A 17,196-nucleotide genomic window follows, 5' to 3' on the forward strand; every position below is an offset into this window, starting at 1 on the left:
GGCGGGCTGAGGGCTCGGCATGGGCCTGGCCTCACCCGCCTGGCGTTGCCGATGGGCTGGCCGGTGCGGATGGGGCGGTCGAGGCGGACGGGCCCGCCGTGGTGCCGGCCGCCGCGGCCTGCTGGGCGGCCTGGAACTTCGCCATGGCGGCGTCCAGCTGTTGGAGCGCCTGGCCGTACTTCGCAAAGTCGCCGGACTGCTGAGCGGTCCGCACGTTGTCGATGGCCTGGTCGACCTCGGCCGCGGCCGCGGCCAGCTCGGAGTTGAGCGTGGCCGGCGGCACGTTGCCGCTGTTGTTGCCGGTCTGGCCCTCGTTGCCGGTCTGGCCCTGGTTGCCGCTCTGCGGCGGCGAGCCGGAGGTCGCCTGTTTGCCCTGGGTGACCAGCGCGTCGAGGCCCGCCTTGAGGCTGTCGGCCAGGACCACGTAGGTGCCGCCGTCGCCGTACGACATCAGGACCTTCTGCAGCAGCGGCGCCGCGGTTTCCTGGTTGCCGGTCTTCACGTAGACGGGCTCGACGTACAGGATGCCGTTCGCCACCGGCAGCGAGATCAGGTTGCCGTACAGGACCTGTGCCTGGTTGTTGTTGGTGGAGAGCAGGCTGAGCTGCTGCCGGACCGCGGCGTTGTTGGTCATCTTCTGATGGACCTGGACCGGTCCGGGGATGACCGTCTGGTCGGGCAGCTCGAGGACCTCGAGCTTGGGTTTGTTGTCGACGTACGACCCGGAGATCAGCGCCGCCAGGTTTTCCCGGTTGGCCGGGGTGACGCCGGCGGTGAGCTGGAACCTGGTCTCCTTCTGCTCGGGCAGCTGCACGTTGAGGTAGAACGGCGGCTGCTTCACGTTGCTGGACGGCGCGTCCGGCGCGTTCGGCACCTGCCAGAAGTCCTGCCCGCTGAAGAACGCCCGCGGCTCGGTGACGTGGAACTTGGTGAGCAGGTTGCGCTGCACCTTGAAGAGGTCCTGCGGGTAGCGGAAGTGGGCCTCGAGGGAGGCCGGCGTCTCCGCCTTGGGGATGATCAGATCCCCGCCGAAGGCCTTGTTCCACGCCTTGAGGATCGGGTCGGTGTCATCGAACTGGTACAGCTTCACCGTGCCGTCGTACGCGTCGACGGTGGCCTTGACCGAGTTGCGCATGTAGTTGACGTCGTCGCGGGCGAGGGCGAACTGCCCCTGACCGGTGAGCTCGTCGCGCGTCTCGTTCGCCAGGTTGATCTTCTGGGAGTACGGGTAGCTGTTGGACGTCGTGTACCCGTCGAGGATCCAGACGATCCGGCCGTCGACCGCCGCCGGGTACGGGTCGCCGTCGATGGTCAGGAACGGCGCGACCTTTTCCACCCGGGAGCGCGGGTCGCGGACGTACATCAGCTTCGAGTCGTCGTTGACCGCGTCGGAGAGCAGGAAGTTGCTCTCGGTCAGCTTGATCGAGAAGACCAGCTTGCGGAAGAACGAGCCGATCGGCACGCCGCCCTTGCCCTCGTACGTGTAAAGCTCTTCGGCGTTGTTGTTCTCTTCCTGCGGCCGATCGAACTCCACCTTCTTGTTCTTGTCGGTCTGGCCGACGATGGCGTACTCGGTCGACTGCTCGCCGTAGTAGATCCGCGGCTGGTCGACCTTGATCTCGTCGGTCTTCGCCGAGCAGCCGGGCGGGCGGTCGTCGCCGAGGAAGCCGGAGACGAAGAACGGGAGGCCACCGCAGACGACCTGGTTGGCCGGGGCCGCCACGAGGCCGTAGCCGTGGGTGTAGACGGTGTGCCGGTTGAGCCAGTTGCGCTGCTGCGGGGTCAGCTTGTCGTCGTTGATCTCGCGGGCGCCCACGACGTAGTCGGCGGTCTTGTTGTCGATCGTGTACCGGTCGACGTCGAGCTTCTTGCCGAAGTCGTAGAAGCCGCGCGACTGCTGCGACTGGGTGAACGCCTGCGAGACCAGCTGCGGGTCGACGAGCCGCGCGCTCTGCGCGCTGGTGTCGCTGGCCAGGGTGGCCGGCGGCACCACGTTGTTGGCCTGATATCGATCGGCTTCCGTGGTTTCCAGGCCGAAGGCGGCCCGGGTCGCGTTGATCGACCGTTGGATGTACGGCGCTTCCTTGTCGGCGAGGCTGGGCTTGACCGAGAAGTTCTGCACGGCGAGCGGGTAGATGCCGCCGATCGCGACCGCCGAGATGGCCAGCAGCGCCAGCGAGACGCCCGGCCAGACCAGGTTGCGCATGCCCGCGTTGGAGAACACGATGATCGCGATCGCCACCACGATGGAGATGTAGGCCAGGATCTCCTTGGCCGGCAACAGCGCGTTGACGTCGGTGTAGCCGGCGCCGTAGAGCCCCGGCGACACGTGCTGCTCGAGCAGCAGGGCACGCCGGTCCAGCACGTACGCGACGGCCTTGAGCAGCACGAACACCGCGACCAGCGTGGTCAGGTGGGCCCGGGCCGCGGTCGTCATGCGGTCGCCCACGCCCTGCAGGCGCACGCCGCCGAAGACGTAGTGGACGGCGAGCGCGCCGAGCACGGAGAGGACCACCGCGGTGAACGCGACGCCGAGCAGGTAGCGCCAGAACGGGTACTCGAAGACGTAGAACCCGATGTCCACCTTGAACTGCGGGTCGTCGACGTTGAACGGCTGGCCGTTGCGGAAGAGCATCCACTGCTTCCACTGGCCCTGTGCGGACAGGCCGGCGAAGAAGCCGATGATCACGCAGAGCACGGTGATCCAGGTGCCCAGGCGCGGGGCGATGACCATGCGGTAGCGCTCGAGCGTGGCCTGCTCGGCCGAGTGCGGGCGCAGCAGGGGCCGCAATCGGTACGCCAGGTAGAGGTTGGCGCCGATGATCAGGGCGACCACCACCCCGATGACCAGGAAAAGGATCAGCCGGGTGAGCAGCACGCCGGAGAAGACGTTGACGAAGTCGACCTCGTTGAACCAGAGGTAGTCCGTGTACGCGTCGATGCCCCAGCCGAGCAATGTGAACAGAAGGAAGACCCCGACCAGGACGCCGACGGTGACGCGACCGCGCCGGCTCATCCTCGGCAGAGGGCTGTTACGCATGACCAACGTGGGCTCCACACATCATTTGGGGCAACCGGTGTCTCACATTACGACATCTGTCACGACGCCGAGCACGGCTTCGGGGTGCCACCGCTGGTGAAGGCCTTGAGCGCCGTCAGGGCGTCGTCCACCGTGGCCACCTCGGCCATCGGGAGTCCGTCCACGGCGTTCTTGAGCGCTTCGGCGCAGTTGTCCTTGGGCACCAGGAAGATTTGAGCGCCGGCGCGCTTGGCGCCGACCAGCTTCTGGGGGATGCCACCGATCGGTCCGACGTTGCCGTCGTCGTCGATCGTGCCGGTTCCCGCGATGATCTTGCCGCCGGTGAGGTCGGCCGGCTCGAGCTTGTCCATGATCCCGAGCGTGAACATGAGTCCGGCGCTCGGACCGCCGATCTTGTCGAGGTCGATCTTGACGTCGAACGGGTGCGGCTGCTTGGTGCCGATCTCGACGCCCAGGCGGGGCGTCTTGTGGTCCGTGGCGTCGGGCTTCGTCGTGATCTTGGCGCTGCCGGCCTGGCCGCCGCGGGTGTAGGAGATCGTGAACGTGGTGCCGACCGGCTTGGCCCGGACGGCGTCGGTCAGCCCGCTGGGGTTGGTGACCTTGGCGCCGTCCACCGCGGTGATCACGTCGTCGGCCCGCAGCAGGCCGGTGGCGGCACCATCGGCGGAGATGCTTTTCACGTACGTCTGCACGGGGTAGCCCAGCTTGGTCAGGGCCACGGTCACGGCGCTCTCCTGCGACGCCGTCCACTCCTCGGCGTTCTGCTGCTCGACCTGCTTCTCGGTCTGACCGGGCGGATAGATCAGCGCGCGCGGCACGACCGCGTCCTTCTTGCTGAACCAGCTGCTGATCGCCCACACCAGCTCGACCTGGGACTGCACGTTCACCGTGGTCAGGCGAAGCTGGCCGGCGGACTCGGTGGTCTTCGCGTTCGTCACCTGGATCACCTGGGTGCCGTTGCTGGAACCGAGCGTGTTCACCGTCGGGCCGGGTTTGAGCACGACGTACGGCAGCGGCGCCGCCATGACACCGACGGCGAGCAGCGCGGTGAGCAGGGCGCCGAGGATGACTGTGACACCGCGACGTCTCATGCGCGTGAGACTATCGTCCCCACCTGAGCGAACTCTGAGCTGGCAGCGCGTTCTCTCTGAGCTGACACGACCACCGGTCCGCGGGGGGCGTTTCGCGCGTACGGTTGACTACGTGCCTGATATCCCGTTCGGCTTCTCCCTGCCGGGCGCCCAGCCGCCCGACCCCTCCGACCCGCAGCAGATGCAGCAGTTCATGGCGCAGCTGCAGCAGATGTTCGCCGGCGGCCCCGGCAGCGGCCCGGTGAACTGGGACCTGGCCCGGCAGGTCGCGGCCAGCCAGCTCGCCGCGTCCGGCGATCCCGCGGTCAACATGTTCGAGCGCCACCAGGTCGAGGAGAGCCTCCGCCTCGCCGACCTGTGGCTCGACCCCGTCTCCGCGCTCCCGAGCGGCATCCGCGTGGCCGCCGCGTGGAACCGCAACGAGTGGATCTACAACACCCTCGACGTGTGGAAGAAGCTGTGCGACCCCATCGCGGGCCGCATGGTCGGCGCCATGGGCGATCTCGTTCCCGAGGAGGCCAAGGCCCAGCTCGGCCCCATGCAGTCGATGGTCGCCACGCTCGGCGGCGCGCTGTTCGGCGGCCAGCTCGGCCAGGCGCTCGGCCAGCTCGCGGCCGAGGTGCTCTCGGCCGGCGACATCGGACTTCCGCTCGGGCCGACCGGCACGGCCGCGCTGGTGCCGGCCAACATCAAGGCGTACGGCGAGGGCCTGGAGCTCCCGGAGGACCAGGTCCGGCTGTACGTGGCGCTGCGCGAGGCGGCCCACCAGCGCCTCTTCGGGCACGTCCCGTGGCTGCGCGCGCACGTGCTGAGCGCCGTCGAGACGTATGCGAACGGCATCACCGTCAATCGGGAGGCGATCGAGGAGGCGATGAGCCGCGTCGACCCGAGCGACCCCGAGTCGATGCAGGCCATGGCGCTCGAGGGCATCTTCACGCCCGAGGACACCCCGCAGCAGAAGGCTTCGCTGGCCCGGCTCGAGACGGCGCTGGCGCTGATCGAGGGCTGGGTCGGCCACGTGGTCGACACCGCCGCCGGCGATCGCCTGCCCAGCGTGTCGGCCCTCGGTGAGGCGTTCCGCCGGCGCCGGGCCGCGGGCGGGCCGGCCGAGCAGACCTTCGCCGCGCTGGTCGGCCTCGAGCTGCGTCCGCGCCGGCTGCGCGAGGCCGGGGCGCTGTGGGCGGCCGTCACCGAGCACCGCGGCATCCAGGGCCGCGACGCTCTCTGGGGCCACCCCGACCTGCTGCCCACCGACGACGACTTCGCCAACCCGCAGGCCTTCGCCCAGAGCTCCCTCGACTGGGACATCAGCGAGCTGGAAAACCTGGGCGACGCCCCCCGGGAAAGCGGCCCGGACGAGAAGGGCCCGGACGAGAAGGGCCCGGGCGAGCAGAAATAGCGACTCAGCCGCCCAGGAGGGCTCGGGTGTTCTCCCAGCCCTCCAGGGCCGGGTCGAGCGAGGCCAGCTCGGCCGGTCCGCGCAGGCGCCGCCACTCGGGGGTGGAGGTCACCTCCCCGGGTCGCGGCGCCTTTTTACGCAGCAGCTGAGCCGAGGCTGTGTCGAGATCGTGGTCCACCAGCCAGGTGGGCGCCGGAAGGCTCGTGGCCACGCCCAGCAGGCCGTTGCCGGCTCCGCCCGGGGCGACGGCGACGGCCTTGCTGTCCAGGGGCTGCAGCAGCTTGCCGAGGATCATGCCGGGGATGTCAGGCGCGTCGGCCGCGATGACGGCCGCCTGGTCGAAGCCGTCGGCCGCGGCGGCCGCGAAGACCGGCAGATAGGTCGCGCTGGGCACCTCGTAGACGTGCATGCCGGGCCAGGCGATCTCGTCGGCCAGCTCGCGGTCGCCGGGGGTGGTGGCGATGGCCGCCTCGGCCTGGGCGAGCCGGGCGAGCAGGTCGACGACGTCCTCGGCCAGCGCGGCGCGCCAGGCCACCCGGTCGACGCCGGGCGGACTCCACTCGACCGGCACCAAGAGGGCGGCCACGACCCGGCGTACCACGCACCCACCCTAGCCCGCGTTGCAGCTCAGCCCGGATGCGGGCGGCAGCGGGCCGGGACGGCAGCGAGATCGCCGCGGCGGCGGGGACCGAGCGCGGCCTCGTACGATATATGGGTTTTTCTAATCGTCGCCGAGCACGAGCCCGGTCGCCGCGGAGATGCCCTCGAGATAGCCGCGGGCCCGCTCGGACTTGGGGTAACGCGCCACGAGATCCCAGAAGCGCTGGCTGTGCGACGGGACCACGAGATGGGCCAGCTCGTGCAGCAGCACGTAATCGATCACCCAGTCGGGCATCTCCTGGATGCGGTGGGAGATGCGGATCGTGCCGTCGTCGGGGGTGCAGGAGCCCCAGCGGCCGTTCTGGTTGGTCACCCAGCGCACGCTCGCGGGGGTCACCTGATGGGCCTGATCGGCCAGGTAGCGCGCGGTGAGGCGGCGCGCCCGGGCCAGCAGCTCGTCGTCGGTGCGCCGGATGCGTTCCTCGCGGGCCGCCAGCCGGGCCAGCATGCGCTCGACCCACTCGGTTTCCTCGGCGCGGGAGAAACGGTCCGGGATGAGCACGACCACGCGCTCACCGTCGCGATACGCGGACACCGTCCGGCGCCGGCGCTGGCTGCGCCGCACTTCGACGACAGGCTTACGCGTCCGGGCCATTACCGGCTCGCGCGGCCCAGATTCGGGTTCACGTTGAGACGCTAATCCGTGAGACCCATGTCACCGCAAGGGTACGGGCGATGACACGCGCCGGATATGGGCGCTTCCTCCCCGTATAACCGAAAAAATTTTGCACCCTCGCAACATCTGTGCGGACCGGCCAACGTAACGCACGCCGCGAAGCGGCTTCCAGGCCCAAATCGTCCTTTTCGCCGTAAATTTCCGGCGTGTTCGGGCGCAACTTCGCGAAAAGGGCGATTTCTCCCGGCACACTCACGTCGGCGGCGCTGAAGTGACATGGAATTGGCCGGACCTGGGTAGTGACCGCCCTGCGGGAGGCCACATCCACGTGGCCGCGGAGCGGCTCAGCGCCACCTGCGAACCAACGGCATCGGGCCGACCCCGGCCGACGAACATGACGAGGAGGAACCGTGGCCGACAACACGTACAACGGCTACTGCGTGAAGTGCAAGGAGAAGCGCGACTTCCAGGGGACCGTGGAGGTCTCGAAGACCGGCATGAACATGGCGAAGGGCAAGTGCCCGGTCTGTGGCACGACCGTGAACCGGATCCTCGGCAAGGCCAAGGCCTGATTCACGCTTGCGGGTAGAGCGGCGCGGTGCGTCGCTCTACCCCATAACCGTGTCGGGGCGGACACGTTGAGTAGTTTGTGGATAACGGCACGAGCCTGTGGATAACTCGCGTTTAGCTGTGGACAACGAGCCTCCCGCGCCCGCCGGACCTGTGGACAACCAACTCGCTCCGCACCGTGGGCGTGACAACCTGTCACGGTGAACCGCCCCACCCTGATTCCCGGCCTCCCCCGCGTCTGGCGCGGGCCCGGCGAGCTGCAGATCGGCTCCGACCCGGCCCGGGCGCTGCTGCTGCGCCTTCCCGACGAGCGCTGCGAGAAGGTCCTCGACCTGCTCGACGGCAGCCGCTCCGAGCGGGTCGTGCTGCGCGGCGCCGCCGAGCTCGGCATCCCCGAGGAGCACTGCCGCTCGCTGCTCGAGACCCTGCGGACGGCCGGCCTCACCCTTCCGGCGTCGTCGCTGGTCCCGCCGAGTTTCGGGGCCGACGCCCGGCGCCGGCTCACCGGCGAGGCCGCCGCGCTGGCGCTGCACGGCATGCCCGCCCCGGCTCAGTCGCTGCGGCGCCGATTGGCGGCTCACGTGCTGCTGGCCGGCCACGGGCGGCTCGCCGCCCCGATCGCGGTGGCGCTCGCCCAGGCGGGCGTGGGGCACGTGCGGCCCGATGTCACCGGCAAGGTGCAACCGGGCGAGCTGCCCGGCGGGCCGCTACGCGGCGCCGATGTCGGCCGGCGGCGGCGCGACGCGATCAAGGAGGTTCTGTCGCTCCTGGTGCCGGGGACCACCGAGGGGGTACGCCGCATCGCACCGACCCTGCGCATCCAGCTCGACCACGACGAGCCGGTGTCCGTGCTCGCGCATGCGCTGGCGGTCCGGCGCCAACCGCACCTGGCCGTGACCATCCGGGAGGGCGCCGCGGTGGTCGGCCCGCTCGTCGGCCCCCGCGGCCGGCCGTGTCTGCATTGCTTGGACCTGCACCGTCGCGAGCGGGACGCGACCTGGCCCGGCCCGGTCTCGGCCGGCGTCGAGCCGTGCGCGGTCAGCACGCTGCTGGCAACGACGGCGTATGCGGTCGCCGAGGCGCTGACCTTCCTCGACGGCGGCACCCCGCAGACCGCCGGGGCGACCGCCGAGATCACGGCGCCCGGCCGGATCCGGCGGCGCAGCTGGCGCCCGCATCCGGAGTGTCCGTGTGCCCGCTGACCGGAGTTTTGGGTTGATAACGGGCGAAGCCGCATCGGCCGGGCGGTTGGCCGGCGATTCGTCGGTCACAATGATCTGGTGAGCGACATACCGCGTCGTGCCGCGTCCCGCACCGCGAGACTGGCCGCGCTGCCATTGGGCTTCGCCGGGCGCACCGCGCTCGGCCTCGGCAAGCGCGCCGTCGGGATAGCGACCGACGTCATCTCGGCCGACATCCAGCAGCGCACCGCCGAGCAACTGTTCAGCGTCCTGGGGCAGCTCAAGGGCGGCGCCATGAAATTCGGGCAGGCGCTGTCGGTGTTCGAGGCCGCGCTCCCCGAGGAGATGGCCGGCCCCTACCGGCAGGCGCTGACCAAACTCCAGGAAGCCGCGCCGCCGATGCCGGTGGCCAGCCTGCACAAGGCGCTGGCCGAGCAGCTCGGCGACGACTGGCGCGAGAAGTTCACCGAGTTCGACGACAGCCCGGCCGCCGCGGCCAGCATCGGCCAGGTGCACCGCGCGCAGTGGAAGCTGCCGAAGGCCCGCAAGAACGCTCGGCAGAAGACCGTTGAGGTGGCGGTCAAGGTGCAATACCCCGGCGCCGGCGAAGCGCTGCTGGCCGACCTCAAGCAGTTGTCCCTGCTGGCCGGCATGTTCAAGATCATTCAGCCGGGGATGGACATCAAACCGCTGATGGCCGAGCTCCGCGCCCGGATCACCGAGGAGCTCGACTACGCGATGGAGGCCGAGACCCAGACCGCCTTCGCGACCGCCTTCGAGGGCGACGACGAGATCTACGTCCCCCGGGTGATCGCGGCCGCGCCGCGGGTGCTGGTCACCGAGTGGGTCGAGGGCACCCCGCTGGCCAAGGTGATCAGCGACGGCTCGCCCGCGGAGCGCGACGAGGCCGGCCGGCTCATGGCCACCCTGCACTTCTCGGCACCGGCCCGGGCCGGCCTGCTGCACGCCGACCCGCACCCCGGCAACTTCCGCATCCTGCCGGACGGCCGGCTCGGCGTGATCGACTTCGGCGCGGTGGCCCGGCTGCCCGGCGGCCACCCCGAGCCGATCGGGCGGCTGGTGCGGCTCGCGCTCGACGGCGACGCCGAGGCGGTCGCCGACGGCCTGCGCGACGAGGGGTTCATCAAGCCCGACGACGAGCTCGACGCCGACGCGGTCCTCAAGTTCCTGCGGCCGATGATCGAGCCGCTCGCCGTCGACGAGTTCCGGTTCACCCGCTCCTGGCTGCGCGGCGAGGCCGCCCGGCTGAGCAGCCCGCGCAGCCCGGCCTACCAATTGAGTCGCAAGCTCAACCTCCCGCCCTCCTACCTGCTGATCCACCGGGTGACGCTGGGCTCGATCGGCGTGCTGTGCCAGCTGGAGGCCCAGGCGCCGTACCGGGCGATCGTGGCGAAGTGGCTGCCCGGATTCGCGCCGGTCGCATGATCTGATGGGATAGGGCGATGGACGCCTCGGCCCACATCGACGATCTCGGCGGCTTCATCCAGGCCTCGCCCAGCTCTTACCACGCGGCGGCCGAGGTGGCGCGGCGCCTGACCGAGGCCGGCTACGCGGCGCTCGACGAGACCGCCGACTGGCGCGAGGCGGTCCGCCCCGGCGCCCGGCTCGTCCTCGTGCGGGACGGCGCGGTGATCGCCCTGGCCCTGCCCGGCCAGGTCGGGTCGGCCACGCCGTTCCGCATCCTCGGCGCGCACACCGACTCGCCGACGTTCAAGCTCAAGCCACGCCCGGCGCTCGCGTCGAACGGCTGGCTGCAGGCCGCGGTCGAGGTGTACGGCGGCCCGATCATCGCCTCCTGGTTCGACCGCGAGCTGGAGCTGGCCGGCCGGCTCGTGACCCGCGACGGCACGACCCACCTGGTGCGCACCGGCCCGTTCGCGCGCATCCCGCACCTGGCGATCCACCTCGACCGCGAGGTGAACACGTCGTTCGCCCCCGACCGCCAGCGCGACGTGCAGCCGATCTTCGCCGTCGACGGCCCGGACGTGCTGACCCACCTGGCCCAGCTCGCCGGGGTCTCGGCCGCCGAGATCATCGGGCACGACGTGGTGACGGTGGACACCGCCGCCCCGGCCCGGTTCGGCGCTTCCCGATCCCTCTTCGCCGCGCCCCGCCTCGACAATCTCTCCTCGGTGCACGCCGGGCTGACCGCGTTGCTGGGCTTCGAGGGCGGCGACGCCGTCGCGGTGCTGGCCGCTTTCGATCACGAGGAGCTGGGGTCGGAGAGCCGCTCCGGCGCGTCCGGCCCGATGCTCGCCGACGTGCTGGAACGCGTCGCGGCGGCCGTGGAGATCGACCTGCACCGGTCGATCCCGGCATCGTGGTGCCTCTCGGCCGACGCCGGGCACGCCGTGCACCCGAACCGGCCCGACAAGCACGACCCGACACACCGGCCGGCCGCCGGCGGCGGCCCGCTCCTGAAGGTCAACGCCAACCAGCGCTACACGACCGACGCGCTCGGGTCGGCGCTGTGGGCGCGCACCTGCGAGGCGGCCGGCGTGCCGTGGCAGCCGTTCGTGTCGAACAACGCGGTGCCCTGCGGCTCGACGATCGGCCCGCTCACCGCGACCCGCATCGGCATCCCGACGCTGGACGTCGGGACGCCGCTGCTCTCGATGCACTCGGCGCGTGAGCTTTGTCACGTCGACGACCCGGCCTACCTGAGGGCCGCGACGGAGCTGTTCTTCGCGGGCGCCGCCTGAGATCCCGCGGTTGGCACAGCGAAAGCCCGTCCGCGCGAACGCGGACGGGCTTTCGTCAATGGTGAGTTCTCATCGCGTCAGCGGGTCTCAGTAACGCCCACCGCCGAGTTCGCGGGAGGCCCGGTGGTGGGCCTTCATGGCTACAAGGCGAGCGGGACGGTGTGCCTCAGGTGTGTAGTCACGCTGAGGCCGAGGCATTCGAGCCCTGGACAACGCTTCTTGGAGAAGTCTCATTTTGGAAGCTCCATTCGTGCTCATTCTCGGTCTCTGCTTTCGGTAGGTGGCCTCGGAAGGCCGGTATGGGGAGGGAGTTGTCGGGTCAGGCCGCGAGGCGGACCTGGTTGCGGGACTCGAGACCGTTCGCGGCGAGCCGCTCCTCGACCTCGACTGCCAGCTCGGCGTCGCGCGCCACGTCCGCCTTACGCGGACGGCCACGGGGCCGCTTGCGCGGAACCACGGCGCCGCGCTCGAAAATCTCGCCGCCCCAGACTCCCCAGGGCTCGTTCCGCTCGACCGCGCCGGCGAGGCACTCGACGCGCAGCGGACAGTCCCCGCAGAGCGACTTGGCCAGCTCCAGCTGGGCCGGGGAGTCCGAGAACCACAGGTCCGGGTCGAACTTCCGACAGGGCAGGTTTGCCTCGATGTCGACGCTCACGTCGATCGGGGCCAGCGCCAGACTCATAAAGCCCGGTCACCTCTCTCTTCTTCTTCGATCTTCTGGATCGCAGTGCTGGTCGTGCACCGGCCGGTGAGCCGGCAAAAAATTAGGCCGCGGACCCTGTACGGGTTCCGCGGCCTCGAGGTGAGCCGGAGGTCTGGTTTATCAGACCGGCCTTCCTCGAGGCGGGACACCGTCGGCGCCATCCGTGTAGCGCTTGCTGGAGCCATCGATGCCCTTGAACCCAGTGGTGCTGATGGTGCTGGTGCTGGTGGTGCCGTTGGTGCCAGTGATCCCGTTGGTAAGCATCAGGACCTGGGCCAGCTCGGCCTGGGCCTGGGCCTGGTGCACCCGCGAAACCGGAGCCCGCTCCGCGGCCAGCACAGCCACCGGAGCGGCGGCAGGTGCGGTCAGGGAAACGGTCGGCCACTGGTTCGCCCGGAAAGCCACCGGGGTCGCCCGGAAAGCGATCGGAGCGGCCGACGGAGCGCAGGCACGGGTCAGCGGCATCGACGGTCGCTGCGTCATCGTGTAGATCTCCATCGTTGCCACCTCCTCCAGAACGTTGCGCTCGGTGGGATCGAAACTCGATCCCTCTTGGTGTTTCGGACCCGGGCGAGCAGGCTCGCTCGCCGTGGTGTGTCCTGAGGCTATGCCTCCCCCGGAGGCGAGGGCAAACGAATTAACGGACTAGTTTCCAAAGTTTTTTGCCGAGGCTCCGGACGACACTTCGTCGGGGTCGGCGCCGCCGACCAGAGCGAAGACCTGCTGCCCGTACTGGCTCAGCTTGCGCGGCCCGATCCCGGCGATCGCCAGCAACTCGGCCGGGGTGCTCGGGCGCCGCTCGGCCATGGCCACCAGCGTGGCGTCGGTGAACACCACATACGCAGGGACTTTGAGCTCCTCGGCGGTGGTCTTGCGCCACGTCTGGAAGCGTTCCAGCAGGTCCTCGTCCAAATCGGACGGACAGGACGGGCAGCGGCCCAGTTTGCGGTCGGCGCCGGCCAGCAGGGTGGCCCCGCAGACGCGGCAGGACGACACCTGCGGGCGCCGCCGGTCGGGTTTCCGACTCCGCTCGCCGGCCCGCTCGGCCGGCGAGTTGCGCTCGAGCTGCGGCAGGAAGCGGCACGGGCGCCGCGGCCGCCCGCCCGCCGAGCGGGCCTGACCATAGGAAAGCCACAGCCATTGCCGGGCCCGGGTCACCCCGACATAGAGCAGGCGGCGCTCCTCCTCAAGCTGGTCGGGGGTCTTCGCGTACGTCGTCGGCAGCGTCCCGTCGGAGAGACCCACGAGGAACACCGCGTCCCACTCGAGCCCCTTGGCCGAATGCAGTGAGGCAAGCGTCACACCCTCGACCGTCGGCGCGTGCTGCTGCTCGGCGCGGCGGGCCAGCTCGTCGTTGAACGCCGCGAGCGAGACGTCGCGCTGCACTGCCCCGGCCACGCCGATCGGCACGAGGGCGGGCGCCTTCGCGTACTCCTCGGCCAGGGCGACCAACGCGGCCAGCGCCTCCCACCGCTCGCGGGCGGCGCCGCCGGCCGGCGGCTGCTCGCGCGACCACCCGGTGGCCGCGAGGGCCTCGACGACCGCCGGCACGAGCGGCGTCTCGCCGGGCGTGGAGCGCACGGCGGCGCGCAGCGCGATCATCGCCTGCCGGATCTCGGGCCGCTCGAAGAACCGCTCGGCGCCGCGCACCACATACGGCACCTCGGCCTCGGTGAGCGCCTCCTCGTAGGTCTCGGACTGGGCGTTGGTGCGGAACAGGATCGCGATCTCGCTGGCCGCAATGCCGGTGGCGATCAGCTCGCGGCACCGCCGGGCCACCGCGGTCGCCTCGCCCGCCTCGTCGGGAAAGATCTTGAGCTCGGGCTCGGGGCCGGACGGGCGCTGGCCGACCAGCTCGAGCCGCAGCCGCGCCTCGCTGCCCCGGGCCTGCCGGATCACCGCGTTGGCCAGCCCGACCACCTGCGGGGTCGAGCGGTAGTCGCGGACCAGCCGGACGACCACCGCGTCGCGCCGCTGCCTCGGGAAATCGATCAGATAGGCCGACGTGGCGCCGGTGAACGAGTAGATCGTCTGGCTGGCGTCGCCGACCACGGTCAGGTCGTCGCGCCCGCCCAGCCAGGCGTCGAGCAGTCGCTGCTGCAGCGGGTTGACGTCCTGATACTCGTCGACCACGAAGTGGCGATATTGATTGCGGATCTCCTCGGCGACGTCGGCGTGCTCCTCGATCCCCCAGACCGCGGCGCGCAGCATGTCCTCGAAGTCGATCACGCCCTGGCGCCGCTTGATCGTCTCGTACGCCGCGAAGACCTCGGCGACCTTGGCCGGCTCGTGCGGGGGCTCGCGCAGCGCCTTGGTGGCGGCCACCGGGTACTCGCTCGGCTCGACCAGGGATGATTTCGCCCACTCGATCTCGGAGGCCAGATCGCGGGCGCCGGTGCGGTCGGCGCGCACGCCCGCCCGGGCGGCCGCGAGGCCCACCATGCGGGCCTTGGACTCCAGGAGCTCGGGCATCTGGCGGCCCTCGAGCAGGCGGGGGGCGAAATAGCGCACCTGGCGCAGGGCCGCGGCGTGGAAGGTGCGGGCCTGCACGCCGGTGGCGCCCAGGGCGCCGAGCCGGGCGCGCATCTCGGCGGCGGCGCGGGCGGTGAAGGTGACGGCGAGCACATGCCGGGGGCTGACCTCGCCGGTGAGCGTGCGGTAGGCGATGCGATGGGTGATCGCCCGGGTCTTGCCGGTGCCCGCGCCGGCCAGGATGCAGACCGGCCCGGCGGGCGCGGTCACCGCCGTCCGTTGCTCGGGGTCGAGACCGGCCAGCACCGCATCAGTACGCACGCTGGGAATCATGGCACCCCGGTCTGACGTTATGCCGCACGGCGAAGTGCCATGTGATTCAGCCGAAGGGATCCTTGACCGATGTTGACCATGTATTCGACGTCCTGGTGCGGCTACTGTCACCGACTCAAGTCGCAGCTCGACCGCGAGGGAATTGCCTACGACGTCGTCGACATCGAGCAGGACGAGGCGGCCGCCGAGTTCGTGCAGAGCGTCAACGGTGGCAACCGCACCGTGCCGACCCTCCGCTTCGACGACGGGTCCGCGCTGACCAACCCGTCGATCATCCAGGTCAAGGACCATCTCGCGGCCATCGCCGCCTGACTCACCCGCCTGACTCACCCGCCGGCGAAGGCCGCCGCCTCTTCCTCTCCCGACCCGATGAGCTGGTCCAGTTCGGCATCGCCGAGGGCCAGCTCATCGGCGAGAGAGGCAAAGAGCAGCAGGTGTACGGCGATACGCACGCCCTCGTCGATGTCGCCGACCGGCACCACCTCGCCCAGCGCCGCGCGCACCAGCATCTCGGCGTCGAGCGTCGGTATCGCCGCGGCCGCGTGGTCGTGCACGGCGGTCGCGACCGTCCGGCCGATCTCGGCGAGCGGCGCGCCCGGCTCGAACCGCCGGCGCACCGCCAGACCGAATGCGATCTCCCACACCCGGCGTGCCGAGTCGTCGACCGCGCCGGCCGGCGAGCCGTACCGCGACGGCGCCTCGTCCCGTGCCGCCTGCCGCAGATAGCGCCCGGCCTCGGTGGCGATCACCCCCGCGGCACGCGCCGTGCCCGGCGGCAGCTGGCCGGAGAGCGCCCCGACGGCCGGCTGGTCCGGGGACCGCGCGGCGTCGTCCGCCCGCGCCGACGTTGTTTCCGAGCGGCGAGACCGGCGACGGCTCTTGGCGAGGGCCGGGCGCTCCCGCACCTCGACCGGCGCGGCCGGGACGGGCATGGCGGACGTCGGCTCGGCGGCACGCAGGGACCGGCGCCGGTTCTTCTTCACAGCGTCCTCCGGCCGACGACCCGGTTGCGCGGCCGGTCGAACCGGGCCACCCGTTTCTCGGCCTGATCGACCAGCGCGTGCAGTTCCGCCTCCGGCGCCCCGGGCGGGCGGGCCAGGTCGCCGACCACGTGACAGATCAGCTCGAAACGGCGCAGCTCGGGCACCCCGTGGACGAGCTCGGGCTCGGCGATCCCGGCCCGGATCATCGCCTCGGCCTCGCGGGCCAGCTCCCCGCCGGCCGGCAGCGACTGATACTCGAGCAGGTCGCGCACGTAGCGGGTGATGTCGCGCGGATCGCGCCCGACGAAGCTGCGGCGCACCGCCACGACGAACAGCTCGCGCAGCAGGCGTACGGCCCGCGGCGAGTCGCCGAGACGCGACAGCGACCGCGCCGGGCGCTCCTCCTCCATCGCCTCGAGGATGAGCCGGCCGGCCGCGGTCGCCGCCTTGTCCAATGTCCCGGTTTGCCCCATATAGGGGACTCTAACGGGGTAGTTACGGGATGAGAGCCGGAATGCTGGAGTCGAGCAGGCCCCGCTCCTTGAGCGCGCCGTAGAGCGGCGTGGTCTCCGGGTAGTGGCCCCAGGCGTGATCGCCGGTGCCGTCACCCTCGGGGCAGTGGCCGAGCAGCTGCTTCTGCACCGGGTCGAGACCATCGAACCAGGACTGGCCGGGCAGGCCGGCCACGTCGTCACGGCCCGCGATCCAGCGGTACGTGTACCCGAAGAACGCGCCCATGCGGGTGAACGGCGAGTAGTTGTCCGAGCGGGCATGCCAGATGCGCCGGTCGAAGACGACCAGGTCACCCGGGTTGGCGGTGATCTGGGTCGCGCCCTCGGGCTGCGGCCACGGAACGCCGCGGTTCGGCGGGCCGGGCAGCCAGTTGGTCTTGTGGCTGCCCGGGATCACGGTGAAGTTGCCCCGGCCGGTCTCGCTGACGTCGGAGAACCAGAACGCGAGCTTCACGGAGAACATCGGGCGGGGATCGGTCTCGATCTCCCGGTTCTGCCGGCCGCCGTCCTGGTGCCAGTGCCACCATTCCTTCTGCTTCTCGTGGATCTGCGGGTGCACGTCCACGTGGGAGTGGTAGATGTGGATGTTCCAGCCGAGCAGCGACCAGATGTACTTGAACGCCACCGGGTGATCGATCAGGTACGCCAGCTCGGGGACGGAGGTCACCGCGGACAGCTGGTGCAAGGCGCCGGTCGCGTTCAGCCCGTGGCCGCCGGGCTGCTGGGCCCGCTCGTACGCGGCCTGGATCGCGTTGCGCCCGACCTCGATCTCACCGGCGCTGAGCACCCCGGGAACGACGAGGATCCCGTCCCGGTCGAACTGGGCGCGCTCGTCCTCCGTCATGGGCACCCATGCGGGCGCTTCCACCTGCGTCATCGAAGAATCCACCTCTCGGTCTTTGTATTCGAGACG

Annotated in this window: 16 protein-coding genes; 6 read left to right on the forward strand and 10 right to left on the reverse strand. The window is 70.6% G+C overall.

Translation table 11 applies throughout. The features are described from left to right. Positions 1 to 31: 31 nt before the first annotated feature. Together ACFQS1_RS16345 and ACFQS1_RS16350 are read right to left on the reverse strand one after the other, a co-directional pair. The gene (locus tag ACFQS1_RS16345) at positions 32 to 3,016 is read right to left on the reverse strand and encodes a UPF0182 family membrane protein (RefSeq protein WP_378968805.1); all 2,985 of its coding nucleotides are present in this window, start codon (positions 3,014 to 3,016) and stop codon (positions 32 to 34) included. 83 nt (positions 3,017 to 3,099) lie between these two features. Continuing rightward, the gene (locus ACFQS1_RS16350) at positions 3,100 to 4,131 is read right to left on the reverse strand and encodes a YlbL family protein (protein ID WP_378968806.1); all 1,032 of its coding nucleotides are present in this window, start codon (positions 4,129 to 4,131) and stop codon (positions 3,100 to 3,102) included. Positions 4,132 to 4,243: 112 nt separating this feature from the next. Between ACFQS1_RS16350 and ACFQS1_RS16355 the strand changes: the two genes are divergently transcribed. Next, complete coding sequence (locus ACFQS1_RS16355) at positions 4,244 to 5,530, forward strand: zinc-dependent metalloprotease (RefSeq protein ID WP_378968807.1); 1,287 nt, start codon at positions 4,244 to 4,246, stop codon at positions 5,528 to 5,530. Positions 5,531 to 5,534: 4 nt separating this feature from the next. On the opposite strand, the gene ACFQS1_RS16360 is transcribed toward ACFQS1_RS16355, so the two are convergent. Together ACFQS1_RS16360 and ACFQS1_RS16365 are read right to left on the reverse strand one after the other, a co-directional pair. Further along, positions 5,535 to 6,131, reverse strand: a complete 597-nt coding sequence (locus ACFQS1_RS16360) for a hypothetical protein (RefSeq protein WP_378968809.1) — start codon at positions 6,129 to 6,131, stop codon at positions 5,535 to 5,537. A gap of 120 nt (positions 6,132 to 6,251) precedes the next feature. Further along, the gene (locus tag ACFQS1_RS16365; protein ID WP_378968810.1) at positions 6,252 to 6,785 is read right to left on the reverse strand and encodes a M48 metallopeptidase family protein; all 534 of its coding nucleotides are present in this window, start codon (positions 6,783 to 6,785) and stop codon (positions 6,252 to 6,254) included. Positions 6,786 to 7,216: 431 nt separating this feature from the next. On the opposite strand from ACFQS1_RS16365, the gene ACFQS1_RS16370 reads away from it, so the two are divergent. From ACFQS1_RS16370 to ACFQS1_RS16385, 4 genes are all read left to right on the forward strand, one after another. Next, positions 7,217 to 7,378: a DUF5679 domain-containing protein gene (locus tag ACFQS1_RS16370; protein WP_015625326.1), complete on the forward strand. Its 162-nt coding sequence runs from the start codon at positions 7,217 to 7,219 to the stop codon at positions 7,376 to 7,378. A gap of 198 nt (positions 7,379 to 7,576) precedes the next feature. After that, entirely contained in the window at positions 7,577 to 8,578 is a 1,002-nt protein-coding gene (locus ACFQS1_RS16375; protein WP_378968813.1) for a hypothetical protein, read from the forward strand. A gap of 78 nt (positions 8,579 to 8,656) precedes the next feature. Further along, positions 8,657 to 10,003, forward strand: coding sequence for an ABC1 kinase family protein (locus ACFQS1_RS16380; protein ID WP_378968815.1), 1,347 nt, complete (start codon positions 8,657 to 8,659; stop codon positions 10,001 to 10,003). 17 nt (positions 10,004 to 10,020) lie between these two features. Continuing rightward, positions 10,021 to 11,280, forward strand: coding sequence for a M18 family aminopeptidase (locus tag ACFQS1_RS16385; RefSeq protein ID WP_378968817.1), 1,260 nt, complete (start codon positions 10,021 to 10,023; stop codon positions 11,278 to 11,280). A 319-nt stretch (positions 11,281 to 11,599) separates the two neighbouring features. Here the strand turns inward: ACFQS1_RS16385 and ACFQS1_RS16390 are convergent, their stop codons facing one another. The 3 genes from ACFQS1_RS16390 to ACFQS1_RS16400 form a co-directional block, all read right to left on the reverse strand. Next, complete coding sequence (locus tag ACFQS1_RS16390; protein WP_020513791.1) at positions 11,600 to 11,962, reverse strand: WhiB family transcriptional regulator; 363 nt, start codon at positions 11,960 to 11,962, stop codon at positions 11,600 to 11,602. Between the two features lie 141 nt (positions 11,963 to 12,103). After that, on the reverse strand, positions 12,104 to 12,481 hold the full coding sequence (locus ACFQS1_RS16395) for a hypothetical protein (protein ID WP_378968820.1): 378 nt from the start codon (positions 12,479 to 12,481) through the stop codon (positions 12,104 to 12,106). A 147-nt stretch (positions 12,482 to 12,628) separates the two neighbouring features. Continuing rightward, positions 12,629 to 14,776: an ATP-dependent DNA helicase UvrD2 gene (locus tag ACFQS1_RS16400; protein ID WP_378968822.1), complete on the reverse strand. Its 2,148-nt coding sequence runs from the start codon at positions 14,774 to 14,776 to the stop codon at positions 12,629 to 12,631. An 81-nt stretch (positions 14,777 to 14,857) separates the two neighbouring features. Here ACFQS1_RS16400 and ACFQS1_RS16405 point away from each other — a divergent pair, with 81 nt between their 5' ends. Beyond that, complete coding sequence (locus ACFQS1_RS16405) at positions 14,858 to 15,100, forward strand: mycoredoxin (protein ID WP_378968824.1); 243 nt, start codon at positions 14,858 to 14,860, stop codon at positions 15,098 to 15,100. A 14-nt stretch (positions 15,101 to 15,114) separates the two neighbouring features. On the opposite strand, the gene ACFQS1_RS16410 is transcribed toward ACFQS1_RS16405, so the two are convergent. From ACFQS1_RS16410 to ACFQS1_RS16420, 3 genes are read right to left on the reverse strand one after another with little or no spacing between them, the layout of a single operon-like run. After that, positions 15,115 to 15,771 carry a hypothetical protein gene (locus tag ACFQS1_RS16410; RefSeq protein WP_378968827.1) on the reverse strand — a complete coding sequence of 219 codons (657 nt, stop codon included), beginning with the start codon at positions 15,769 to 15,771 and terminating at the stop codon, positions 15,115 to 15,117. Next, positions 15,768 to 16,244, reverse strand: coding sequence for a hypothetical protein (locus ACFQS1_RS16415; RefSeq protein WP_378968829.1), 477 nt, complete (start codon positions 16,242 to 16,244; stop codon positions 15,768 to 15,770). Before ACFQS1_RS16415 ends, ACFQS1_RS16410 begins: the two co-directional genes overlap by 4 nt. Positions 16,245 to 16,266: 22 nt before the next feature. Further along, complete coding sequence (locus tag ACFQS1_RS16420) at positions 16,267 to 17,160, reverse strand: phytanoyl-CoA dioxygenase family protein (RefSeq protein WP_378968830.1); 894 nt, start codon at positions 17,158 to 17,160, stop codon at positions 16,267 to 16,269. Positions 17,161 to 17,196 lie beyond the last annotated feature (36 nt).

The organism is Paractinoplanes rhizophilus, from assembly GCF_042664765.1.
Classification (GTDB): domain Bacteria; phylum Actinomycetota; class Actinomycetes; order Mycobacteriales; family Micromonosporaceae; genus Actinoplanes; species Actinoplanes rhizophilus.